The following is a 20,528-nucleotide window of genomic DNA, read 5'->3' as shown; positions in this document are numbered from 1 at the left end:
CCCGCGCCCGTAGTCGGGCGAAGGGTTCATTTCTTGCGCGCCTCCAGCTCGGCATTGAACAGCCGCAACCGATGCGTGAGATTGTCCTGATGCGTGACGCTGTCGAAATTCTCGAACAGAAAGGACAGCGCCTCGCCCTCATCCAGCCCCGCCTCGGTCGCGAAGCGCTTGAGCCGGCGATAGCCATCCTCGGTCATCGCGACCGGAAAGCGGCGGGTCAGGCGAAAGCGTTTCGGCATCGGAGTTCCTCGGTGTTGCGCGCCAGCCTAGAACGCCTCTGCCGGAAGGGCCATCACCGTTTCCGCCCCGGTCTCGATCCGCGCCAGATGCATGGCACAGGCGGGCAGGTGGCGCGCCATATAATAACGCCCCGTCGCGATCTTGGTTTCATAGAAGGCCTTGTCGCCCTTGCCAGCCTCAAGCGCCAGATGCGCGGCCTTGGCCATGCGGGTCCACATCAGGCCAAGGCAGACATGGCCCATCAGATGCATGAAGTCATAGCTGCCCGACAGTGCCGCATTGGGGTTCTTCATGCCATGCTGCATGAAATACATTCCCGCCGCCTGCAGCTGTTTCGAGGCCGCCTTCAGCGGCTCGACAAATCCGGTCATCCGGTCGTCGCCGTCATGGGCCTTGCACTCGGCTTTCACCATCTCGAAAAAGGCCATGACATGCTTGCCGCCATCCTGCGCCAGCTTGCGGCCCACCAGATCCAGCGCCTGAATGCCGTTGGCGCCTTCATAGATCTGGGTGATGCGGGCATCGCGGGCGAATTGCGACATGCCCCATTCCTCGATATAGCCATGTCCGCCATAGACCTGCTGCGCGGCCACGGCCATCTCGAACCCCTTGTCGGTCTGGAAGCCCTTGATGACCGGTGTCATCAGCGAGATCAGCCCTTCGGCCGCCGCATCCCCCTCGCGATGCGACCGGTCGATCATATGCGCGCCCCAGAAGGTCAGCGCGCGCGCCCCTTCGACAAAGCTTTTCTGATCCATCAGGTTGCGGCGGATATCGGGATGCACGATCAGCGGATCGGCGGGGCCGTCCGCGTTCTGCGCCCCGGTCACCGCGCGGCCCTGCAGCCGGTCCTTGGCATAGGCGACCGCGTTCTGATAGGCGGCCTCGGCCACGGCGTAACCCTGCAGGCCGACGCCCATCCGCGCCTCGTTCATCATGGTGAACATGGCGCGCATGCCCTTGTGCAGATCGCCCAGCAGCCAGCCCGTCGCGCCATCGTAATTCATGACGCAGGTGGCATTGCCGTGGATGCCCATTTTCTCTTCGATCTTGCCGCAGCTGACCGCGTTGCGCGCGCCGGGATTGCCGTCTTCCTTCACAAGGAATTTCGGCACGATAAACAGGCTGATCCCCTTGGTCCCTTCGCCGCCGCCGGGGGCCTTGGCCAGCACCAGATGGATGATGTTCTCGGCCAGATCATGCTCACCGGCCGAGATGAAGATCTTCTGCCCGGTGATCAGATAGCTGCCATCCGCCTGCGGTTCGGCCTTGGTGCGCATCATGCCCAGATCGGTGCCGCAATGGGGTTCGGTCAGGTTCATGGTGCCGGTCCAGTCGCAATTGACCAGTTTCGGCAGATACATCACCTTCTGCGCATCCGTGCCATGGGTATGGATCGCCGAATAGGCGCCATGGGTCAGGCCCTGATACATGTTGAAGGCCATGTTGGCGGACACGAAAATCTCACCCACCGCCGTGCCCATCAGATAGGGCAGGCCCTGTCCGCCATAGTCGGGATCGCAATCGAGCGCGGTCCAGCCGCCGTCCTTCATCGCCTCGAAGGCTTCCTTGAAGCCCTTGGGCGTGCGCACGACGCCGTTTTCCAGCACGCAGCCCTCACGGTCGCCGCTGGCATTGAGCGGGGCCAGAACCGCCGAGGCAACCTTGCCCGCCTCTTCCAGCACGGCACCAGTGAAGCCTTCGTCCAGATCCTCATATCCCGCAACCCCGGTCGCGGTCACGTTCAGCAGGTCATGCAGCAGAAACTGCATGTCCTTCACGGGGGCGGTATAGCTTGGCATCGTCTCTCTCCCTGTCAACTTGCGCGGCGGGTCAGGCCGCGGACTTGTCCTTCATCTCGTCCAGATAGCGGGCGAACAGTCCGGCCCCCTTGGCGAGTTCCTCGCGCAGGTCCCGGATCGCCTCATCCAGTTCGGCGCGTTGAGATTCCATCTCGGTCAGCCGTTCCTGCCCCAGCCGGTACGAGCGCAGATATTGCGACCGGCCCGAGCCTTCGTGGTCATAGAGGTCCAGCAACTGCCGGATATTCTCAAGGCTGATGCCAAAACGCTTGCCGCGCAGGATCAGTTTCAGACGCGCGCGGTCGCGCCGGGTGAACAGGCGGCGGGTGCCTTCCCGTTTCGGAAAGATCAGTTCCTTCGCCTCATAGAAACGCAGGGTGCGCGGTGTCACCTCGAAGGCGTCGCACATCTCGCGGATGGTCATCAGGTCATTCGTGTCTGTCATCGTCTCGGTCTCGCACAAGCTTTGGGCCGGCCGCAGGGGGCCAGCGTTACGCTAGGGCAGATGTGCGCCTTGTCCGGACATTACCAGAGCAATTGACGTGAACGTAAATGTAACGTCACGTCAGAAAAAACCTGACGTGATGTCAGGTGCCGCTGCCGCCTTCACCCGAGAGTTCGCGCGCCGCGGTATCGCGCAGGGCGCGCAGATCGGCGATGGTGCCGTCCAGTTCGGCGCGCTGGCGTTCCAGCTCGCCCAATTGGCGTTCGGCCAGCGCGATCCAGGTTTCAAGCTGCGGTCCCGTGCCCTTCTGGCGGTAGATCAGCAGCCACTGGCGGATTTCCTCAAGGCTGAACCCAAAGCGGCGGCCCCGCAGGATCAGCGTCATCCGCGCCACCTCTCGCGGGCCATACCAGCGGGCGCGGCCATCCTTTTCGGGGGACAGAAGCTCGATATATTCGTAATAGCGCAGGGTGCGCGGCGTCACGTCGAACTTTGCGCACATTTCCTTGAAGCTCAGACGTGTATCGGCCATGGCGGTCTCTCCCTTGTCGGTCAGGTTAGGGGCAAGCCGGGGCTTGTGCAATCTTCGCGCAAACGCTTTGCTGGGGCGGTTGGCGGAAAGCGGAGCATGGGATGACCGATATCGAACGGATCGCGCGGCAATTCATGGAGGCGATTCCGCATTCGCAGGCGCTGTCCATGTCGCTGGACCGGCTGGAGGGTGGAATTGCACAGATTTCTATGCCATGGGACGCGCGTTTCGTGGGCGACCCGGCGACGGGGGTGATTCACGGCGGCGCGGTTTCAGCGCTGATGGATACGGCCTCGGGGGCGGCGGTGATGTGCCATCCCGAGGCCCCGGCCTCGACCGCGACGCTGGGATTGCGCATCGACTACATGCGCCCGGCAACTCCGGGGCAGCGCATCACGGCGCGGGCGGAATGCTATCACGTCACGCGCTCGGTCGCTTTCGTGCGGGTGACGGCGGTGGATGAGGATGCAAGCCGCCCCGTCGCAGCCGCAACCGGCACCTTCACCTTCGAACGTGCGAAAGGAGCCCGCGCATGAGCCGTCCGCAACCCGAACCCGTGCAGGTCATCAAGCAACGGCGCGATGCGGCGCTGGGCGCGCTGGTGGGGGGGGTGCCCTATATCGGGTTTCTGGGTATCCGGTTCGACCGGCGCGGCGATGAACTGACCGCCGTCCTGCCCTTTGATGAAAAACTGATCGGGAACCCCCTGCTGCCGGCATTGCATGGCGGGGTGACGGCGGCCTTTCTGGAGGTGACGGCGATCATTGAACTCAGTTGGTCGCTGATGTGGGAAGAGATGGAAAAGGGCGGACCGGATCCGGCAGGGGCAGGGCGGGGCGGTGACGACGGGGTCGCGCCCGGGCTGCGCCTGCCCAAGACAATTGATTTTACGGTGGATTATCTGCGTTCGGGCCTGCCGCGCGATGCCTATGCACGCGCACGCGTCAACCGGTCGGGGCGACGCTATGCCAGCGTCCATGTCGAGGCATGGCAGGACAACCGGTCGCGTCTGTTTGCACAGGCGAGCGGGCATTTCCTGATGCCGCTGCGCGCCGGATCTGCCGGATGAGCGGCGGAACAGGGCGGATGATCCGGGCCGCAGAATGACCGGAGTGCCGACTGGTATGCCGCCCGGCCTGTCAAGCGGTCCGGGGGGCCGGATCGTGACCTATGGCGGCGTTGCGCGTTTCGCGCTGCCCATCGTGCTGGCCAATGCGACCGTGCCCTTGCTGGGCATGGTCGATACCGCCGTGGTCGGGCAGTTGGGAGAGGCGGCACCCATCGGCGCGGTCGGGCTGGGCGCGGTGATCGTCACCACCCTGTTCTGGATCTTCGGCTTTCTGCGCATGGGCACGACGGGGCTGGCGGCACAGGCCATCGGTGCGGGCGACGGGGCGGAAAGCACTGCCGTTTTGCTGCGCGCGCTGATGATCGGGGGGGCAGCAGGGATCACGCTGACCCTGCTGCAGGTGCCGCTGATCGCGCTTGCGCTGTGGCTGGCACCCGGCAGCCCCGGGGTCGAAACGATGGCGGCCTCGTATCTCGCGATCCGGCTGTGGGGCGCGCCGGCGGCGATTGCGCAATATGCGCTGACCGGCTGGCTGGTCGCGGCGGGGCGGACGCGGGCGATCCTTGCGATCCAGCTGTGCATGAACGGGCTGAATATTGGTCTGGACCTGTGGTTCGTCCTCGGCCTTGGCTGGGGGGTGCAGGGGGTGGCGGTTGCCACGCTGATTGCGGAACTGGCCGGGCTTGCGCTGGCCCTGTGGTTTTGTCGCGACGCCTTTGGCGCGGCGCTGGCACCGGCCATGGCGCGGTTGCGCGACCGTATAGCCCTGCGCCGCATGGTCACCGTGAACCGCGATATCCTGATCCGGTCCCTGCTGCTGCAATTCAGCCTCACCGCCTTTCTGTTCTTCTCGGCCGGAGAGGGCGATGCGGTGCTGGCCGCCAATCAGGTACTCTGGCAGTTTCTGATCATCACGGCGAATGTCCTGGACGGGTTCGCCTTTGCCGCCGAGGCGATGGTGGGGCAGGCGGTTGGGGCGCGGTCGCTGGTGGCGGTGCGCCGCGCCTCGCTGGTGGCCTCGGTCTGGGGCGGGATCTGTGTGCTGGGCATGTCGGCCTTCGTCCTGCTTGCTGGGCCTGCCCTGATCGACGCGATGGCGACCGCGCCCGAGGTGCGGACCGAGGCGCGGCGCTATCTGCCCTGGCTGGTGGCCGCCCCCGTGACCGGCATCGCCGCATGGATGCTGGACGGCATTTTCATCGGCGCGACGATGACCCGCGAATTGCGCCGCGCCATGATTCTGTCGGTGGCGATCTATCTGCCCTGTCTGCTGATTCTTCCGGCAATCTGGGCAAATCACGGGTTGTGGGCAGCGGTTACCTTGCTTAACCTGTCCCGAGGCCTGACGCTTGCGCGCCAATGGCCAGCGCTGGAACGGCGTGTCGTGGATGGATGATGAGGGTCGTTTTGGACCCGCCACCGCGTAAAAAAAATCCGAAACTGTCCCGGCGGGACCGCATTGCGGACACTCACCCCATTCGGTCCGGCCAGGGAACAAGGAAAGGGGACAGAATGACCGACGACCAGAGGGATGGCGACGCGCCACCCGATATCGAACCCATCCCGGAACCGGAGGGAAAGACCGAGATCATCGAGACCGATTACCAGATCGGCCAGGACAATATCTCGACCAAGCTGATTTTCGATTTCGACATCCACAATCCAGTGTTTCCGGCCTCGGCCATCGCGATTATCGGCTTCACCTTCGCGACCATGGCCTTTCAGGCCCAGCTTGAACCGATGTTCGGCGCCCTGCGGGATGCGCTGACCTACAATCTGAACTGGTTCTTCCTGATCGCGGGCAACATCTTCGTGCTGCTTTGCCTGTTCCTGATCGTCTCGCCGCTGGGCAAGGTGCGTCTGGGCGGGCCCAAGGCGACGCCTGATTACGGTTATGTCGGCTGGTTCTCGATGCTGTTTGCCGCCGGTATGGGCATCGGGCTGATGTTTTACGGCGTCAGCGAACCGATGGGCCATTACTCTGCCGCGTTCGGTGGCATCAGCATCGGTGAGGACGGCATGCGCACCGACTGGGCACCGCTGGGCGGGGCCGAGGGCAATGTCGAGGAATCCCGGCGTCTGGGCATGGCGGCCACGATCTTCCACTGGGGTCTGCACCCCTGGGCGATCTATGCCGTTGTCGCACTGGCACTGGCGCTGTTCTCCTATAACAAGGGTCTGCCGCTGACGCTGCGCTCCTGCTTCTACCCGATCTTTGGCGAAAAGATCTGGGGCTGGCCGGGGCATATCGTCGATATCCTTGCGGTTTTCGCGACCATCTTCGGTCTGGCAACCTCGCTGGGGATCGGGGCGCAGCAGGCGGCGGGGGGACTTGATTTCCTCTTCGGCTTGGGCACGTCCAATTCGATGCTGATCTTCCTGATCATCTTCATCACGCTGATCGCGATTGTGTCGATCCTGCGCGGTCTGGATGGCGGGGTTAAGGTGCTGTCGGAAATCAACATCGCCTTGGCGTTGCTGCTGCTGGCTTTCGTGATCGTCTTCGGACCGACCGGTGACATCCTGACCGGGTTCTTCAAGAATCTTGGCGCTTACGGGCAATACCTGCCGGCACTGTCCAATCCGTTCGGACGCGAAGATGCCAATTTCGCCAGCGGCTGGACGGCCTTCTACTGGGCCTGGTGGATCAGCTGGTCGCCCTTCGTCGGCATGTTCATCGCCCGCGTCAGCCGGGGCCGCACGGTCCGGGAATTCCTGATTGCGGTGCTGATCGTTCCGACCGTGGTATCTGTTCTGTGGATGACGGCCCTTGGCGGCACGGCCATCTCGCAGCTGGTCACCGACGGCTTCACCGGTGTGCAGGATGCGGCGCTGGAACTGAAACTGTTCCAGATGCTGACGCAACTTCCGCTGACGGCGGTCACCTCTTTCGTGGGGATCGTTCTGGTGGTGGTGTTCTTCATCACCTCATCGGACAGCGGCAGCCTTGTGATCGACACGATCGCGGCGGGCGGCAAGGTCAACGCGCCGGTCGCGCAGCGTGTCTTCTGGGCCTCGTTCGAGGGTCTGGTGGCCATTGCGCTGCTGCTGGGCGGTGGTCTTGCGGCACTTCAGGCCATGGCGGTCTCAACGGGCCTGCCCTTCACCTTCGTGCTGCTGGCGGCCTGCTATGCCATCGTGCGCGGGCTGATGAACGAGCCGAAGACCTGAACCAAAGCTGCGGGGGGACCATGTGCCCCCCGCAGTGCTTCATGGGGCAGGGGCGGAGGCACAGCCCGCGCGCCCGATGAACGCGGCGGAGGTTTTACACCCCGCACCCCAATGGGATATTTCTGAAGAGAAGACTGAGAAGATGGCGCAGTCAGCCCCGCAGGGGGGGCATCAGCGCCGCAAGAGCGAGAAGGCGGCCGAGGCGCCCCATCCGGCTGCAACGGCCAGAAACAGCGCCAGAAGGCCATAGATCAGCGGTTGCTGATGCGCCAGATTGTAAAGCCAGCGCTCCAGCCCTGCCTTTTCCACATAGATCACCTGTTCATGCGCGTCGATGATCTGACCCTCACGGGTGATGAAGAAGCGCACGCGGTAATTTCCGGCCGTCAGATTGGCAGGCAGGCGGATATCGGTGCGAAACAGCGTCTCCTCGATCAGATCGACAGTATCCTCCTGCAGGCTGTAGCGTTCCTCGGCGGTGCGCAGGCGCATCAGCGCATCCAGGAAACGCGGCGCATCCGTTACGCTGGCGGCAATGCCCACCGCGCGGATCGCGCGGGGGATCGTCACCTCATGGCGCAGGTTTTCGGTTTCCGACATCGCCTCGGTCAGTGGCGCGGATGACGCGATGGCATAGAAACTGGGCGCCGAACTGATCCGCGCGCTTTCGGTATTCATCCAGATGCCGAACCGGCGTTCCTTCTTGCGCACCACGACCGGGGTCGAGGGGCCCTGTACGGTGATGACCACCTCAAGCGGTGCATCCCCCGGGCTGGGCCGGTCGCGTTTCACGGCGCCATAGACAAGGATTTCCGACCCGGTGAAATCCGAGGTGATCGAGACGATGTTCTGGCTCAGCCCCGCGACAATGGTTTCGGCATGCAGAGGCAGGGCGGTCAGCGCCAGAAAGAGGCCCGCGCGCAGGATCATGGCAACACCCCCGGCGCAAGGGAATAGAGTTCATCCGGCGTCAGCAGCAGATCAAGCGCGATGCGCAGACAGACAGCCAGCACCATCAGCGCCAGCAGGATGCGCAGTTGTTCAGCCCGCAGACGCACGCCGATCCTCGCGCCGATCTGCGCGCCCACAACCCCTCCGAGGATGAGCAGGAGCGCCAGCACGATATCGACGGTCTGGCTGGTCACGGCATGCATGACCGTGGTGAAGGCGGTGACAAAGATGATCTGGAACAGCGACGTGCCGATCACCACCTTGGTGGGCATGCCAAGCAGATAGATCATCGCGGGCACCATGATGAACCCGCCCCCGACCCCCATGATGGCCGCAAGAAAGCCCACGCTTGCCCCGACCAGCATCGGCGGGATCACCGAGATATAAAGGCCCGAGGCGCGGAATTTCATCTTTAGCGGCAGTTTGTGGACCCAGTAATGCACATGCGCACGCCGGATCGGGGCGCCGGGGGTACGGGCGCGGCGCAGGGCGCCAAGGCTTTCCTTCAGCATCATCGCGCCGATCAGGCCCAGAAACACGACATAGGAAAGCTGCACGAAAAGATCGACCTGACCAAGCTTGGTCAGCAGCGAGAACACCCAGATCCCCGCCGCCGAGCCTATCAGGCCCCCGGCCAGCAGAACGCCGCCCATGCGGAAATCCACCGCCTTGCGCTTGAGCTGCGCCAGAACCCCGGAAACCGAGGAGGCCACAACCAGATTGGCCCCCGTCGCCACCGCCACCGCAGGCGGGATGCCCAGAAAGAACAGAAGTGGCGTGATGATGAAGCCGCCGCCCACCCCGAACATGCCCGACAGCACACCGACGATCCCGCCGAGGCCAAGCAGGGCCACGGCATTGACGGAAAGTTCGGCAATCGGCAGGTAAAGCTGCATGGGGAATGCGACGCGGGTTTGAAACGGAAATCTGGGCGTCGGGAACGCCGGGGCGGGCGGGGTGGCAGCAGGTCCAGACTTGCGCCGCTTGGTGGCGCTTGTCAAACCCTGCCAAGGCTTTCGGGGCCTTTCCGTCGCTTTCAGGGCGGTGCAGGCTCACGCGCGGTTACGGCTGTGTCACCTTTCGGATTTTCCGTGATCGGCGAGCATCCGGCGCAGCAGTTTTTCCAGTTTCGCAGCGCCCAGCGGGGCCATGGCCTTGGTATGGTCATGACTGATGCTTTCCTCCGAAAGACCCGCCGCCATATTGGTGATGGTGGAAATCGCCGCGACGCGCAATCCGAGGAAACGGGCCAGGATCACCTCGGGCACGGTCGACATGCCCACCGCATCCGCCCCCAGCCGTCCGATGGCGCGGATCTCGGCGGGCGTCTCGAAAGAGGGGCCGGAATACCAGGCATAGACGCCTTCGGGCAGGGCCACGCCCTCGGCCGCCGCCGCCCGGCGCAGGGCCGCGCGCAGATCCGGGTCATGCGCGGCGGTCATCGGGACAAAGCGCGCATCCGTTGGCTCACCGATAAGGGGGTTGAGGCCCGAGAAATTGATATGGTCCGACAGCAGCATCAGGTCACCCGGTGCGATGTCGGCGCGCAAGGATCCGGCGGCATTGGTCAGGATCAGCCGTTCCGCACCCAGCACGCGCAACACCTCCAGCGGCAGGCGCATCACCGCCGGATTGCCCGTTTCGTAGTAATGCGCCCGCCCGCCGAAGACGGCGACGCGGCGGCCTTCCAGCGTGCCCACCACCAGATGGGGATTGTGGCCAGAGACACCGGCATGGGGAAACCCCGGCAGATCGGCATAGGGGATCGCAACGCCGTCAACCGCGCCTGCAAGATGGCCAAGGCCGGACCCAAGGATCAGGCCGAATTCCACCGGTTCCATCCCGGCGCGTTCGCGGATCAGTCGGGCAAGGTCTTCGGCGGACATGGCCTAACGCTCCTTCACATAGGGTTCGCCCCCGGCGCGCGGCGGAATGGCCTTGCCGACAAAGCCCGCAAGGATCACCACCGTCAGGATATAGGGCAGCGCCTGCATGAATTGCGCGGGCAGCACGATCAGCCCAAGGTCGATATTGGGAAAGCGGTTGCCCACGGCCTCAAGAAACCCGAACAGAAGGCAGGCCCCAAGCGCATACCAGGGCCGCCATTTCGCAAAGATCAGGGCGGCCAGCGCGATGAAGCCGCGCCCCGCCGTCATGTCCTTGCCGAACCCCGCCGCAAGCCCGGTGGCGAGATAAGCGCCCGCCAGCCCGCACAGAACGCCGCAGATCGCGACAGCGGCATAGCGGATTGCGGTCACCGAGACGCCCGCCGTATCCACCGCCGCCGGGTTTTCGCCCACCGCGCGCAGCCGCAGGCCGAACCGCGTGCGGTAAAGCAGCCAGGCGGTCGCGGGCACCATGGCCCAGGCCAGATAGACCGGGAAACTGTGCCCCGAAATCAGCTCGGAATAGATCGGTCCCAGCACCGGGACCGGCGCCATCGCCTCGGCAAAGGGCAGGATGATCGGCTCAAACCGTCCGCCACTGGTCAGCGCCGGGGTGCGACCGCCAAGGCCGAACCAGTTCTGCCCCAGCAGCACCGTCAGACCGGCGGCCAGGAAATTGATCGCCACCCCGGAAATCAGCTGATTGCCGCGGAAGGTGATCGAGGCCAGCCCGTGGATCGCCGCCATCAGCAGCGAGGCCCCGATGCCCGCAAACATGCCCAGCCAGACATTGCCCGTCACCGCCGCCACCGCGCCCGACAGGAAGGCCGCCGCCAGCATCTTGCCCTCAAGCCCGATATCGAAGACGCCCGCGCGTTCCGAAAAAAGCCCCGCAAGACAGGCAAACAGCAAGGGCGTGGCCAGCCGCACCGTGGAATCGAGGATCTGGATCAGCGTTGCGAAATCCATCTCAGCGCCCCTTCCGTGCCATCAGGAACAACGTCTCAACCGGGCGGCGCACCATATTGTCCAGCGCCCCGGTGAACAGGATCACCAGCGCCTGAATGACCACGATCAACTCACGCGGAATCTTGGTCCAGAGTGCCAGTTCCGCCCCGCCCTGATAGAGAAACCCGAACAGAAGCGCCGCCAGCAGCACACCGAATGGATGCGAGCGCCCCATCAGCGCCACGGCGATGCCGATGAAGCCCGCGCCCTCGACCGAATTGAGGATCAGGCGCTGCGCCTCGCCCATCACGGTATTCACCGCCATCATGCCCGCAAGCGCGCCGGAAATCAGCATCGCCGCCATTGTGATCTTCACCGGGCTGATCCCGGCATAGACGGCGGCCTTTTCGGATTTTCCGAAGGCGCGCAATTCATATCCCAGCCTTGTGCGCCACATCAGCACCCAGACCGCGACACAGGCCACCAGCCCCAGAAGGAAGCTGATATTTGCCGGGTTGCGGTTGTTGAATGGGATCCCGACCAGCGCCAGGATCTCATTCAGGCGCGGCAGGCGCAGATGTTCGGCAAAGCGGGCCGAGGAGGCATCCATTGACCCCGTAGGCCGCAGGATATTGACCAGCACATAGACCAGCAGCGCCGAGGCGATGAAGTTGAACATGATCGTGGTGATGACGATATGGCTGCCGCGTTTCGCCTGCAGCCATGCCGGAATCGCCGCCCAGGCCGCCCCGAAGACCGCCGAGGCGACAAGCGCCGCCGCCAGCGCCAGCGACCAATGCGGCCAGGGGATGTAAAGACAGGCCAGCGCCACGCCCAGGCCCCCGACACCCGCCTGTCCCTCACCGCCGATATTGAACAGCCCGGCATGAAAGGCGACCGAGACCGCAAGCCCGGTAAAGATGAAATTCGTCGCGTAATACAGCGTATAGCCCCAGCCATAGGTGGAGCCGAGCGCACCTGAAACCATGATCCGCATCGCCTCCATCGGGTTTTCCCCGATGGCAAGGATCACGAGCCCGGAAATCACGAAGGCGATCAGCAGCGAGATCAGCGGCACCAGCACCGCATCGGCCCATTTCGGCATCGCGGTCATTGCACGACCCCCGCCATCAAGAGCCCCAGATCGCGTTCATCGGTTGTGGCCGGATCGCGTTCGCCCATGATGCGGCCATCGAACATGACGGCAATCCGGTCCGACAGCGACATGATCTCATCCAGTTCGACACTGACCAGCAAGACCGCCTTGCCCGCATCGCGCAGGGCCACGATCTGCTTGTGGATAAACTCGATCGCGCCGATATCCACGCCGCGCGTGGGCTGGCCGATCAGCAGAAGGTCGGGATTGCGGTCCATTTCCCGCGCCACGACGATCTTTTGCTGATTGCCGCCCGAGAAATTCTTGGCCGCAAGGGTCGGGATCGGCGGGCGAACGTCGTATCGTTCCATTTTGGAAACCGTATCGGCACGGATTGCATCATTATCCATCAGAATGTTCGATTTTTGAAATTCCGGCGCGTTGTGATAGCCAAAGGCGGCGTTTTCCCATGCGCTGAAATCCATGATGAGGCCCCGGGCCTGCCGGTCTTCGGGCACATGGCCGATGCCCTGGGCGCGCCGCGTGGCGGCATCTTCACGCCCTGAAAGGTCCAGCGGCTGACCGTTCAGCCGCACGCTGCCGCTGGCGCGGGCATAGCCGCCCAGAACCTCCAGCAGTTCGGACTGACCATTGCCCGCGACGCCGGCAATCCCCAGTATCTCACCCGCGCGGATCGACAGGCTGATGCCGCGCAGGCGTTCCACCCCCTGTCCGTCCCGCAGGGTCAGGTTCTCGACCTCCAGCACCGGGCGGCCCGGTGTCGCGGGGCGTTTCTCGACCCGCAGCAAAACCTTGCGGCCCACCATCAGTTCGGCAAGCTGTTCCGGCCCGGTCTCGGCGGTCTTGACCGTTGCCACCATCTCACCGCGTCGCATGACGCTGACCGTATCGGTGATCTCCATGATCTCGCGCAGCTTGTGGGTGATCAGGATCACGGTCTTGCCCTGATCCTTCAGCCCGCGCAGGATGCGGAACAGCTGATCCGCCTCGGGCGGGGTCAGAACGCCGGTCGGCTCATCCAGAATCAGGATATCGGCCTGCCGGTACAGTGCTTTCAGGATCTCGACGCGCTGCTGATGGCCGACCGACAGATCCTCGACCACCGCATCGGGGTTCACGTCCAGTTCATAATCCCGGGCCAGATCCAGCAGTGATTGCCGGGCGCGCGTCATCGCGCCGCGCAGCATCGCCCCGCCTTCGGCGCCCAGAATGACATTTTCCAGCACGGTGAAATTCTGCACCAGCTTGAAATGCTGGAACACCATACCGATGCCCGCGCGGATCGCGGCCTGACTGTCGGGTATGGCGGTGGGCTGGCCGCCGATCAGGATCTCACCGCTATCGGCGCGGTAGAATCCGTAAAGGATCGACATCAGCGTGGATTTCCCCGCGCCATTTTCGCCGATGATGCCATGGATCGACCCGCGCGCGACGCGGATCGAGATGTCCTTATTGGCCTGAACCGGCCCGAATGCCTTGGAAATCCCGCGCAATTCAATTGCGGGCGGGGCAGGAGGGGCGGCCGAATCCGGCCGCCCCGCATTTGCCTGAACCGTCATGCCCGATCAGAAGGTCAGGGCCGGGCAGGTTTCGTCGGTCATGTAGTCATGCACTGCCAGCGCGCCCGAGGCGATCTGTTCCGACGCCGCATCGACCGCCGCCTTCATCTCTTCGGTCACAAGCTCGGCATTGTTGTCATCCAGCGCATAGCCGACGCCGCCTGCGGCCAGATCCATGACATTGATGCCGGGCTGCAGATCAGTGCCTTCGGTAAAGGCGGAATAGACGGCATTGTCGACGCGCTTGAGCATCGAGGTCAGCACCTTGCCCGGATGCAGGTGGTTCTGGTTGCTGTCGACGCCGATGGACAGGATCCCCTCATCCGCCGCCGTCTGCAGCACGCCGATCCCGGTGCCGCCCGCTGCGGCATAGATCACGTCCGCGCCCTGCGATTTCTGCGCGCGGGTCAGTTCGCCGCCTTTCACGGGGTCGTTCCATGCGGCGGGGGTGGTGCCGGTCATGTTGGCCACGATGGTCGCATCGGGATTGGCGGCCTTGACGCCCTGCGCATAGCCGCAGGCAAACTTGCGGATCAGCGGAATATCCATGCCACCGATGAAGCCGACCGTGCCGGTTTTTGACGCCATCGCGGCCATCATGCCAACCAGATAAGACCCCTGTTCTTCGGTGAAGACCACGGATTTGACGTTGGGCAGGTCCACGACCATGTCGATGATCGCGAATTTGGTGTCGGGGAAATCGGGGGCGACCTGGCCCAGCACATCGCCAAAGGCAAAGCCGGTCATGACAACGGGATTGGCACCCGCCTCGGCCAGACGGCGCAGCGCCTGTTCGCGTTGCGCCTCGGACTGCATCTCAAGTTCCTTGTAGCTGCCGCCGGTCTCCTCGGCCCAGCGTTGCGCACCGTTGAAGGCGGCCTCGTTGAAGCTTTTGTCGAATTTGCCGCCCAGATCGAAGATCAGCGCAGGCTCGGCCGCGGCCATGCCGGTTGTCAGCGCGATCATGGCCGTTGCCGCCGCGAGGGATGTCTTGAGGGTCATCGTCGTCTCCCGATTGTTTTTTATCTGCCTGACCCACCGGATTCCGCGCGACTGCGCGGTGCCTGACAGGGCCGGTCACACCTGAATTAGGGCGGGTTTGCGGGGAGCGGTCAATAGCTATCTGGTGGGCAGCCGGGCGACTTTGGGCAGCGCCGTCAGATTTCGCACTGGCCCGGGCATCCACCGTGTCAGGCGCCATTAGTTGCCGAAGCGTCAAGTGAAATTGTCATGACAAGCGCATCCTGTGGCACCTGTCCGGGCGCGGTGAAATAGGCCCGCCGCCGCCCGGCCTGCTGCCAGCCCACATTCTGGTAAAGCGCGATGGCCGGGGCATTGGTCTCGGCCACTTCCAGAAAGGCGCGGGCGGCACCCCGCCCCATGGCGGCGCTGTGGAACTGCGACAGCAACTGCCGCGCCAGCCCTTGCCGTCGCGCCTCGGGCGCCACGGCAAGGGTCAGGATCTCGGCCTCGTCCAGCACGCTGCGGCCCAGCAGGAAGGCCCCCGGCAGGGTCAGCGCGAACACCGAACGGTCAGCAAGAAGATCGGAAAATTCCGCTGCCGACCACGGCCGGGGCAGGGTGAAGCAGCGTGCATGCAGCGCCGCCATGGCATCGGCGCTGTCGGTCGGGATGTCAGGCAGGCTCACGTCACCGTGTCCAGAATCACCGGTGGCGGATCCGAGGGGGGGGCGGCATCCGCGCCACGCAGATAGAACGGCGCCGGACGGGGCAGATCCGCGCCCGGGGAATCGCCCAAGCGCGCGGCGGCGACATGCGCAATCGCCTCGGCCAGCGGCATCGGATCCAGCGCCTTCCGGTTCAGCAGCGCGGCACCCGAGCCGGTGACCGCACCGGGCGGAAGCGTTGCGGCCTCATCAACCGTCAGCAGACAGGGTTTTCGGGGCTCTTGCCCGAAACCCTGCACATAAATCGCACCACGCCGCGCATCCTCGGCCACCAGCAAGGGGCGGGGCAGGCCATGGGCCAGCGCCTCAAGCCGGGTGACACCCAGCGCGGGGATGCCCAGACCCAGCGCCAGCCCCCGCGCGGCAGCGACAGAAATGCGGATGCCGGTGAAATTGCCCGGTCCGGTGCCGACGGCGAGCGCCGTCAGATCGCCCCAGCCAAGGCCCGCCCCGGCCAGCAGGTCCTGCAACAGCAGCATCAGCCGTTCGGCCTGTCCCTTCTCCATGGGCTCCAGCCGGGCGGCGACAATCTGCTCCCCCGACAGCAAAGCGGCCGCGCAATGCGCGGCCGATGTGTCAAAGGCAAGGATCGTGTCAGGCCGCAACCGGACGCACCTCGGTCACCTCGGGGATGTAATGGCGCAGCAGGTTCTCGATGCCCATTTTCAGCGTCAGCGTCGAGGAGGGGCAGCCCGCGCAGGCGCCCTGCATATGCAGATAGACCACGCCGCGTTCAAACCCGTGAAAGGTGATGTCGCCCCCATCCTGTGCAACGGCGGGCCGCACGCGCGTGTCCAGCAACTCCTTGATCTGGCGCACGATATCGCCGTCTTCACCGGTATGTTCGGCATGGCCGGACGCGGCCTGCTCGCCCTCGATCACCGGGGCACCGGACTGGTAATGTTCCATGATCGCGCCAAGGATCGCAGGCTTGATATGGTCCCAGACCGCGCTGTCGGCCTTGGTTACGGTAATGAAATCCGTGCCGAAAAACACGCCCGCCACATCGCCCGATGCATAGATGCGCCGCGCAAGCGGGGAACTGGCAGCAGCCTCGGCGCTGGGGAAATCGGCGGTGCCCATCTCAAGCACCGTCTGCCCCGGCAGGAATTTCAGCGTCGCCGGATTCGGCGTCGATTCGGTCTGGATGAACATGTTATTTCTCCGACGGTTCCCCATGGATATGTGCCCCGCAGGGGCCGGTGTCAAGTTTACCGCCCCCGGTTGGCCCCGGCTGGCCACCGCGCCGCCTCTCCCGCCGCGCTTCAGTTCGATTGCCGCGCCAGCCAGTCCATCACCACGGGCCGCGCGTTTTCCCGGCCTTCCTCGCAGGCCGCGTCGATCACCGCGCGCAATCCCTGCAGATCGGTGCGCCGCAGCAGGCTTTTCACCGGCCCGATCGAGGCCGGACGCATCGACAAGGTGCGCAGCCCCATTGCCGCCAGACAGGCGGCCTCGACCGGGCGGCCCGCATCCTCACCGCAAAAGGACAGCGGCGTTGCGGTTTCTGCGCAACGCCCGACGATATGGCCAAGGAAATTCAGGAATGAGGTATTGAGCATGTCATAGCGCCGCCGCACGCGTTCATTTTCGCGGTCGGCGGCAAAGAAGAACTGCCGCAGGTCATTGCCCCCGATCGAGATGAAATCGACCATCTCAAAGAAACTGCGCGGCGCATAGGCCAGTGACGGGGTTTCCAGCATCGCCCCGATCTCCAGCCGCTCGGGCAGCGGAATGCCAAGGCTGCGCTCGCGCTCCAATTGCTCCATCACCAGTTTCCGCGCCGCGATGAATTCGCTGGTCTCGGCGATGAAGGGGAACATGATGACCAGCGGACGCCCCCGCGCCGCCCGGATCAGCGCCTGCGCCTGCATCCGCAGCACCCCGGGCTTGTCCAGCCCGACCCGGATTGCGCGCCAGCCCATGGCGGGGTTGGGCTCGTCATTGGGTTTCATATAGGGCAGCACCTTGTCCGACCCGATATCCAGCGTGCGGAAGGCCACGCGGCGGCCGCGCGCGGCCTCCATCACCCGTGCGTAAAGCGTCGCAAGCTCGGCCCGCTTCGGCATCTGGTTGCGGATCAGGAACTGCAATTCGGTGCGGAACAGCCCGACCCCCTCGGCGCCCGAGCCTTCCAGACTGGGCAGATCCGCCATCAGCCCCGCATTCATCTGCAGTGAGATCTGCTCTCCGCACAGTGTCAGCGCCGGAAGGTCGCGCAGATCGGCATAGCGTTGCTGGGCCTTGGCTTGCATCGCCATCTTGTCACGGAAGGCCGAGGTCACGCTGTCCTCTGGCCGCAGATGGGCGATGCCCTGATCACCGTCCACAAGGATACGGTCACCGTTCAGCGCCTCCTTGGTGACGCCTGCGGCATGGATCACCAGCGGGATGGTCAGCGCCCGGGCGACAATGGCGGCATGGCTGCCGACGGATCCTTCCTCCAGCACCACACCGCGCAGTTTCCGGCCGTATTCCAGCAGTTCCGCAGGCCCGATATTGCGCGCAACCAGCACCGGATCGTCGGGCATTTCCGCGCCCGTGTCCGAACCCTGTCCGGTCAGGATCCGCAGCAACCGGTTTGACAGGTCGTCCAGATCCTGCAGCCGTTCGCGCAGATAGGCATCGGGTACCTGATCCAGCCGCGCCCTTGCGGCGGATTGTTCCTTCTCCACCGCAGCCTCGGCCGAAAGACCGCGCGCGATATCCTCTTCCATCCGGCGCAGCCAGCCGCGCGAATGGGCGAACATGCGGTATGCCTCCAGCACTTGCCGCTGATCCTTGTCGAGGCTTTCCGCCGCCAGAAGATCATCGACCGAAACCCGCAACTGGCCCACGGCGGCGCGGATGCGCTCGGTCTCGACCTGCGGGTCGTCGGCCACCGGATTGGTCACAAGGACGCGCGGTTCATGCAGCCAGACCCGGCCCTCGGCAGCGCCCTCCTGCCCGCTGGTGCCGCGCAGCATGACGGGCTGCTTGTGCAGACCCGACATTGCCTCCCCCTCACCGATGAAGGCCCCCAGTTCGGTCATTTCGGCCAGCACCATGGCCACGACTTCCAGCGCATAAACCTCGTCATCCGAGAACAGCCGCGCGGTCTTGGACTGCACCACCAGCACGCCCAGTTTTTCGCCCACCCGCTGGATCGGCACCCCGAGGAATGAGGAATAGATTTCCTCCCCGGTCTCGGGCATGAAGCGGAAGCCCTTTTCGGTCGGCGCATCGGCGGTGTTGATCGGTGTCGCAGTGCGGGCGACCCGGCCCACCAGCCCCTCACCCAGACGCAGGCGGGTCTGGTGCACGGATTCCGCGCGCAAGCCCTCGGTCGCGCAAAGCTCCAGCGTCTCGGGATCGCGGAACAGATAAATCGAACAGACCTCGGACCCCATTGAATCGGCGATCAGATGGGTAATGCGGTCCAGCCGGTCCTGTCCCCGGCCCGGCTCGGCCAGAGAGTCGCGCAAGCGTCTGAGAAGCTTGCGGCTGTCGCTTTCGCTGCGTTCAGGCATATCCGTCCCGGTCGTTCAATCGGCGGTTGATCCGCCCTGTCGTCAGGACCGTATTGTGAAGGCTTGCCCGGTCAAGCGCCATAGGGTTTCGTCGCCGCATCGCGGCAAGGGGCTGGTATGGCGCCCCTTTTGCCGCTTTGACGGGCGACCCGCCGCCGGTTGTGCCGCGCAAAACGGCAGGGCCGCGTCAACGGATCCCGGCTCAGCCCGCCTTGTGCAGATCAAAGGCATCATGCAGCGCCTGCACGGCAAGCTCCATGTATTTGCGGTCGATCAGCACCGAGATCTTGATTTCCGAGGTCGCGATGACCTTGATATTGACGTTCTCGGCTGACAGCGCGCGGAACATCTTGGCCGCCACCCCGGCATGGCTGCGCATGCCGATCCCCACGACCGAAACCTTGGCGACATCCTCATCCACCGCCAGATCGTCGTAATTGATCAGCCCTGCGGCCTTGGCATCCTCCATCGCCTTGCGGGCGCGGGCGACCTGATTGATCGGGCAGGAAAAGGTCATGTCGGTCACGGCGCCGGGATGGTCGTCGTAATCCTTTTCGGAAATGTTCTGCACGATCATGTCGACATTCACCCCCGCCTCGGCCAGCGGGCCGAAGATCGCAGCGGCAATGCCGGGACGGTCCTCGACGGTGACAAGGGTGATCTTCGCCTCATCCCGCGAATAGGCGATGCCCGAGACAACTTTCGATTCCATGATTTCATCCTCGTCGCAGACAAGCGTGCCGGAGTTTTCGTCGGTATCTTCAAAGGAGGACAGCACCCGCAGCCGCACCTTGTAGCGCATTGCCAGTTCGACCGACCGCGTCTGCAGCACCTTGGCGCCCAGCGAGGCCAGTTCCAGCATCTCCTCAAAGGCGATCTTCTTCAGCTTGCGCGCCTTAGACGTGATGCGCGGATCGGTCGTGTAGATCCCGTCAACATCGGTATAGATATCGCAGCGCTCTGCGCCGAAGGCGGCGGCAAAGGCGACCGCCGTGGTGTCCGATCCGCCGCGCCCCAGTGTGGTGATCCGGCCCTCGGGGGAAACGCCCTGAAACCCCGCCACCACCGCGACCTTGAAGCCTTCGGCGAATTTCGCGTCGATATTGGCGCGGGGAATGTCCACGAACCGCGCCGCCGAATGGGCGGAGGTCGTGTTGATCGGTACCTGCCAGCCTTGCCAACTGCGTGCGGGCACGCCCATTTCCTGCAAGCGCAGCGCCATCAGCCCCGCCGTCACATTCTCACCGCTGGACACGACCGCATCATATTCCCGCGCGTCATACAGCTTTGAGGTGGTTTCGACCCAGCCCACAAGCTCATTGGTCTTGCCCGACATGGCCGAGACGATCACGATCACATCGTAACCGCGCTCTACCTCGCGCTGAACCTTCTTCGCGGCATTCTCGATCCGCGCGAGATCCGCGACCGAGGTTCCCCCGAATTTCATGACCAGTAGCGGCATCATCCATCCCCGCCCGAAAAAGCGCCTGCTTCATAGCAGACGCGCGGCCATGCGCAAGCGGGCGCTGGCGTGGCGGGGATCTGCGGGGGAAAGGGGGCCTTCCGCCCCCTCGCCGCCCAGAGGCGGCTCACCCCTGAGGATATTTCCAG

The 20,528-nt window shown here is 64.3% G+C and carries 20 protein-coding genes; 4 read left to right on the top strand and 16 right to left on the bottom strand.

Features of this window, described 5'->3' with window-relative positions:
• Positions 1-26: 26 nt before the first annotated feature.
• The 4 genes from JL811_RS12205 to JL811_RS12190 all read right to left on the bottom strand — a co-directional run bounded on the left by JL811_RS12205 (position 27) and on the right by JL811_RS12190 (position 3,019).
• Positions 27-239: a hypothetical protein gene (locus JL811_RS12205; protein ID WP_202688889.1), complete on the bottom strand. Its 213-nt coding sequence runs from the start codon at positions 237-239 to the stop codon at positions 27-29.
• A 27-nt stretch (positions 240-266) separates the two neighbouring features.
• Complete coding sequence (locus tag JL811_RS12200) at positions 267-2,042, bottom strand: acyl-CoA dehydrogenase C-terminal domain-containing protein (RefSeq protein WP_202688887.1); 1,776 nt, start codon at positions 2,040-2,042, stop codon at positions 267-269.
• 31 nt (positions 2,043-2,073) lie between these two features.
• Entirely contained in the window at positions 2,074-2,487 is a 414-nt protein-coding gene (locus JL811_RS12195) for a MerR family transcriptional regulator (protein WP_202688886.1), read from the bottom strand.
• 142 nt (positions 2,488-2,629) lie between these two features.
• On the bottom strand, positions 2,630-3,019 hold the full coding sequence (locus JL811_RS12190) for a MerR family transcriptional regulator (protein WP_202688884.1): 390 nt from the start codon (positions 3,017-3,019) through the stop codon (positions 2,630-2,632).
• A 101-nt stretch (positions 3,020-3,120) separates the two neighbouring features.
• Between JL811_RS12190 and JL811_RS12185 the strand changes: the two genes are divergently transcribed.
• From JL811_RS12185 to JL811_RS12170, 4 genes are all read left to right on the top strand, one after another.
• On the top strand, positions 3,121-3,555 hold the full coding sequence (locus tag JL811_RS12185) for a PaaI family thioesterase (protein WP_202688883.1): 435 nt from the start codon (positions 3,121-3,123) through the stop codon (positions 3,553-3,555).
• A complete protein-coding gene (locus JL811_RS12180) occupies positions 3,552-4,088 on the top strand; it encodes a PaaI family thioesterase (RefSeq protein ID WP_202688882.1) in 537 nt (178 codons plus the stop codon). The genes JL811_RS12185 and JL811_RS12180 overlap by 4 nt, the downstream gene beginning before the upstream one ends.
• 34 nt (positions 4,089-4,122) lie before the next feature.
• A complete protein-coding gene (locus JL811_RS12175; protein WP_237684935.1) occupies positions 4,123-5,484 on the top strand; it encodes an MATE family efflux transporter in 1,362 nt (453 codons plus the stop codon).
• 116 nt (positions 5,485-5,600) lie between these two features.
• Positions 5,601-7,259, top strand: coding sequence for a BCCT family transporter (locus JL811_RS12170; protein WP_202688881.1), 1,659 nt, complete (start codon positions 5,601-5,603; stop codon positions 7,257-7,259).
• Positions 7,260-7,430: 171 nt separating this feature from the next.
• Here JL811_RS12170 and JL811_RS12165 read toward each other — a convergent pair whose 3' ends face one another.
• The 12 genes from JL811_RS12165 to JL811_RS12110 all read right to left on the bottom strand — a co-directional run bounded on the left by JL811_RS12165 (position 7,431) and on the right by JL811_RS12110 (position 20,379).
• On the bottom strand, positions 7,431-8,189 hold the full coding sequence (locus tag JL811_RS12165) for a TIGR02186 family protein (RefSeq protein WP_202688880.1): 759 nt from the start codon (positions 8,187-8,189) through the stop codon (positions 7,431-7,433).
• Entirely contained in the window at positions 8,186-9,106 is a 921-nt protein-coding gene (locus JL811_RS12160; protein ID WP_202688879.1) for a sulfite exporter TauE/SafE family protein, read from the bottom strand. Before JL811_RS12160 ends, JL811_RS12165 begins: the two co-directional genes overlap by 4 nt.
• A 177-nt stretch (positions 9,107-9,283) precedes the next feature.
• Positions 9,284-10,096: a purine-nucleoside phosphorylase gene (locus tag JL811_RS12155; protein ID WP_202688878.1), complete on the bottom strand. Its 813-nt coding sequence runs from the start codon at positions 10,094-10,096 to the stop codon at positions 9,284-9,286.
• Between the two features lie 3 nt (positions 10,097-10,099).
• Positions 10,100-11,065, bottom strand: a complete 966-nt coding sequence (locus JL811_RS12150) for an ABC transporter permease (RefSeq protein WP_202688877.1) — start codon at positions 11,063-11,065, stop codon at positions 10,100-10,102.
• A gap of 1 nt (position 11,066) precedes the next feature.
• Positions 11,067-12,158: an ABC transporter permease gene (locus JL811_RS12145; RefSeq protein ID WP_202688876.1), complete on the bottom strand. Its 1,092-nt coding sequence runs from the start codon at positions 12,156-12,158 to the stop codon at positions 11,067-11,069.
• Positions 12,155-13,720, bottom strand: a complete 1,566-nt coding sequence (locus JL811_RS12140) for an ABC transporter ATP-binding protein (RefSeq protein WP_202688875.1) — start codon at positions 13,718-13,720, stop codon at positions 12,155-12,157. The genes JL811_RS12145 and JL811_RS12140 overlap by 4 nt, the downstream gene beginning before the upstream one ends.
• A gap of 6 nt (positions 13,721-13,726) precedes the next feature.
• Complete coding sequence (locus JL811_RS12135) at positions 13,727-14,722, bottom strand: BMP family lipoprotein (protein WP_202688874.1); 996 nt, start codon at positions 14,720-14,722, stop codon at positions 13,727-13,729.
• A 188-nt stretch (positions 14,723-14,910) separates the two neighbouring features.
• On the bottom strand, positions 14,911-15,369 hold the full coding sequence (rimI, locus tag JL811_RS12130; RefSeq protein ID WP_420496780.1) for a ribosomal protein S18-alanine N-acetyltransferase: 459 nt from the start codon (positions 15,367-15,369) through the stop codon (positions 14,911-14,913).
• Positions 15,366-16,013, bottom strand: coding sequence for a tRNA (adenosine(37)-N6)-threonylcarbamoyltransferase complex dimerization subunit type 1 TsaB (tsaB, locus tag JL811_RS12125; RefSeq protein WP_202688873.1), 648 nt, complete (start codon positions 16,011-16,013; stop codon positions 15,366-15,368). The genes rimI and tsaB overlap by 4 nt, the downstream gene beginning before the upstream one ends.
• On the bottom strand, positions 16,003-16,563 hold the full coding sequence (locus JL811_RS12120; protein ID WP_202688872.1) for a NifU family protein: 561 nt from the start codon (positions 16,561-16,563) through the stop codon (positions 16,003-16,005). Before JL811_RS12120 ends, tsaB begins: the two co-directional genes overlap by 11 nt.
• Positions 16,564-16,673: 110 nt before the next feature.
• Positions 16,674-18,917 (bottom strand): phosphoenolpyruvate--protein phosphotransferase, encoded by a 2,244-nt coding sequence (ptsP, locus tag JL811_RS12115; protein ID WP_202688871.1) that lies wholly within the window; start codon positions 18,915-18,917, stop codon positions 16,674-16,676.
• Positions 18,918-19,119: 202 nt separating this feature from the next.
• The gene (locus JL811_RS12110; RefSeq protein ID WP_202688984.1) at positions 19,120-20,379 is read right to left on the bottom strand and encodes an aspartate kinase; all 1,260 of its coding nucleotides are present in this window, start codon (positions 20,377-20,379) and stop codon (positions 19,120-19,122) included.
• Positions 20,380-20,528: the final 149 nt, after the last annotated feature.

This window comes from Szabonella alba, assembly GCF_016765775.1.
Taxonomy (GTDB): Bacteria; Pseudomonadota; Alphaproteobacteria; order Rhodobacterales; family Rhodobacteraceae; genus Szabonella; species Szabonella alba.
Note: the sequence above shows the minus strand (reverse complement) of the source record. Positions and strands in the feature narration are given on the sequence as shown.

Excerpts from the sequence above, each read along its gene's own strand:
- JL811_RS12205 (WP_202688889.1), bottom strand. The coding sequence starts at position 239 with ATGCCGAAACGCTTTCGCCTGACCCGCCGCTTTCCGGTCGCGATGACC.
- JL811_RS12200 (WP_202688887.1), bottom strand. The coding sequence starts at position 2,042 with ATGCCAAGCTATACCGCCCCCGTGAAGGACATGCAGTTTCTGCTGCAT.
- JL811_RS12195 (WP_202688886.1), bottom strand. The coding sequence starts at position 2,487 with ATGACAGACACGAATGACCTGATGACCATCCGCGAGATGTGCGACGCC.
- JL811_RS12190 (WP_202688884.1), bottom strand. The coding sequence starts at position 3,019 with ATGGCCGATACACGTCTGAGCTTCAAGGAAATGTGCGCAAAGTTCGAC.
- JL811_RS12185 (WP_202688883.1), top strand. The coding sequence starts at position 3,121 with ATGACCGATATCGAACGGATCGCGCGGCAATTCATGGAGGCGATTCCG.
- JL811_RS12180 (WP_202688882.1), top strand. The coding sequence starts at position 3,552 with ATGAGCCGTCCGCAACCCGAACCCGTGCAGGTCATCAAGCAACGGCGC.
- JL811_RS12175 (WP_237684935.1), top strand. The coding sequence starts at position 4,123 with ATGACCGGAGTGCCGACTGGTATGCCGCCCGGCCTGTCAAGCGGTCCG.
- JL811_RS12170 (WP_202688881.1), top strand. The coding sequence starts at position 5,601 with ATGACCGACGACCAGAGGGATGGCGACGCGCCACCCGATATCGAACCC.
- JL811_RS12165 (WP_202688880.1), bottom strand. The coding sequence starts at position 8,189 with ATGATCCTGCGCGCGGGCCTCTTTCTGGCGCTGACCGCCCTGCCTCTG.
- JL811_RS12160 (WP_202688879.1), bottom strand. The coding sequence starts at position 9,106 with ATGCAGCTTTACCTGCCGATTGCCGAACTTTCCGTCAATGCCGTGGCC.
- JL811_RS12155 (WP_202688878.1), bottom strand. The coding sequence starts at position 10,096 with ATGTCCGCCGAAGACCTTGCCCGACTGATCCGCGAACGCGCCGGGATG.
- JL811_RS12150 (WP_202688877.1), bottom strand. The coding sequence starts at position 11,065 with ATGGATTTCGCAACGCTGATCCAGATCCTCGATTCCACGGTGCGGCTG.
- JL811_RS12145 (WP_202688876.1), bottom strand. The coding sequence starts at position 12,158 with ATGACCGCGATGCCGAAATGGGCCGATGCGGTGCTGGTGCCGCTGATC.
- JL811_RS12140 (WP_202688875.1), bottom strand. The coding sequence starts at position 13,720 with ATGACGGTTCAGGCAAATGCGGGGCGGCCGGATTCGGCCGCCCCTCCT.
- JL811_RS12135 (WP_202688874.1), bottom strand. The coding sequence starts at position 14,722 with ATGACCCTCAAGACATCCCTCGCGGCGGCAACGGCCATGATCGCGCTG.
- JL811_RS12120 (WP_202688872.1), bottom strand. The coding sequence starts at position 16,563 with ATGTTCATCCAGACCGAATCGACGCCGAATCCGGCGACGCTGAAATTC.
- ptsP (WP_202688871.1), bottom strand. The coding sequence starts at position 18,917 with ATGCCTGAACGCAGCGAAAGCGACAGCCGCAAGCTTCTCAGACGCTTG.
- JL811_RS12110 (WP_202688984.1), bottom strand. The coding sequence starts at position 20,379 with ATGCCGCTACTGGTCATGAAATTCGGGGGAACCTCGGTCGCGGATCTC.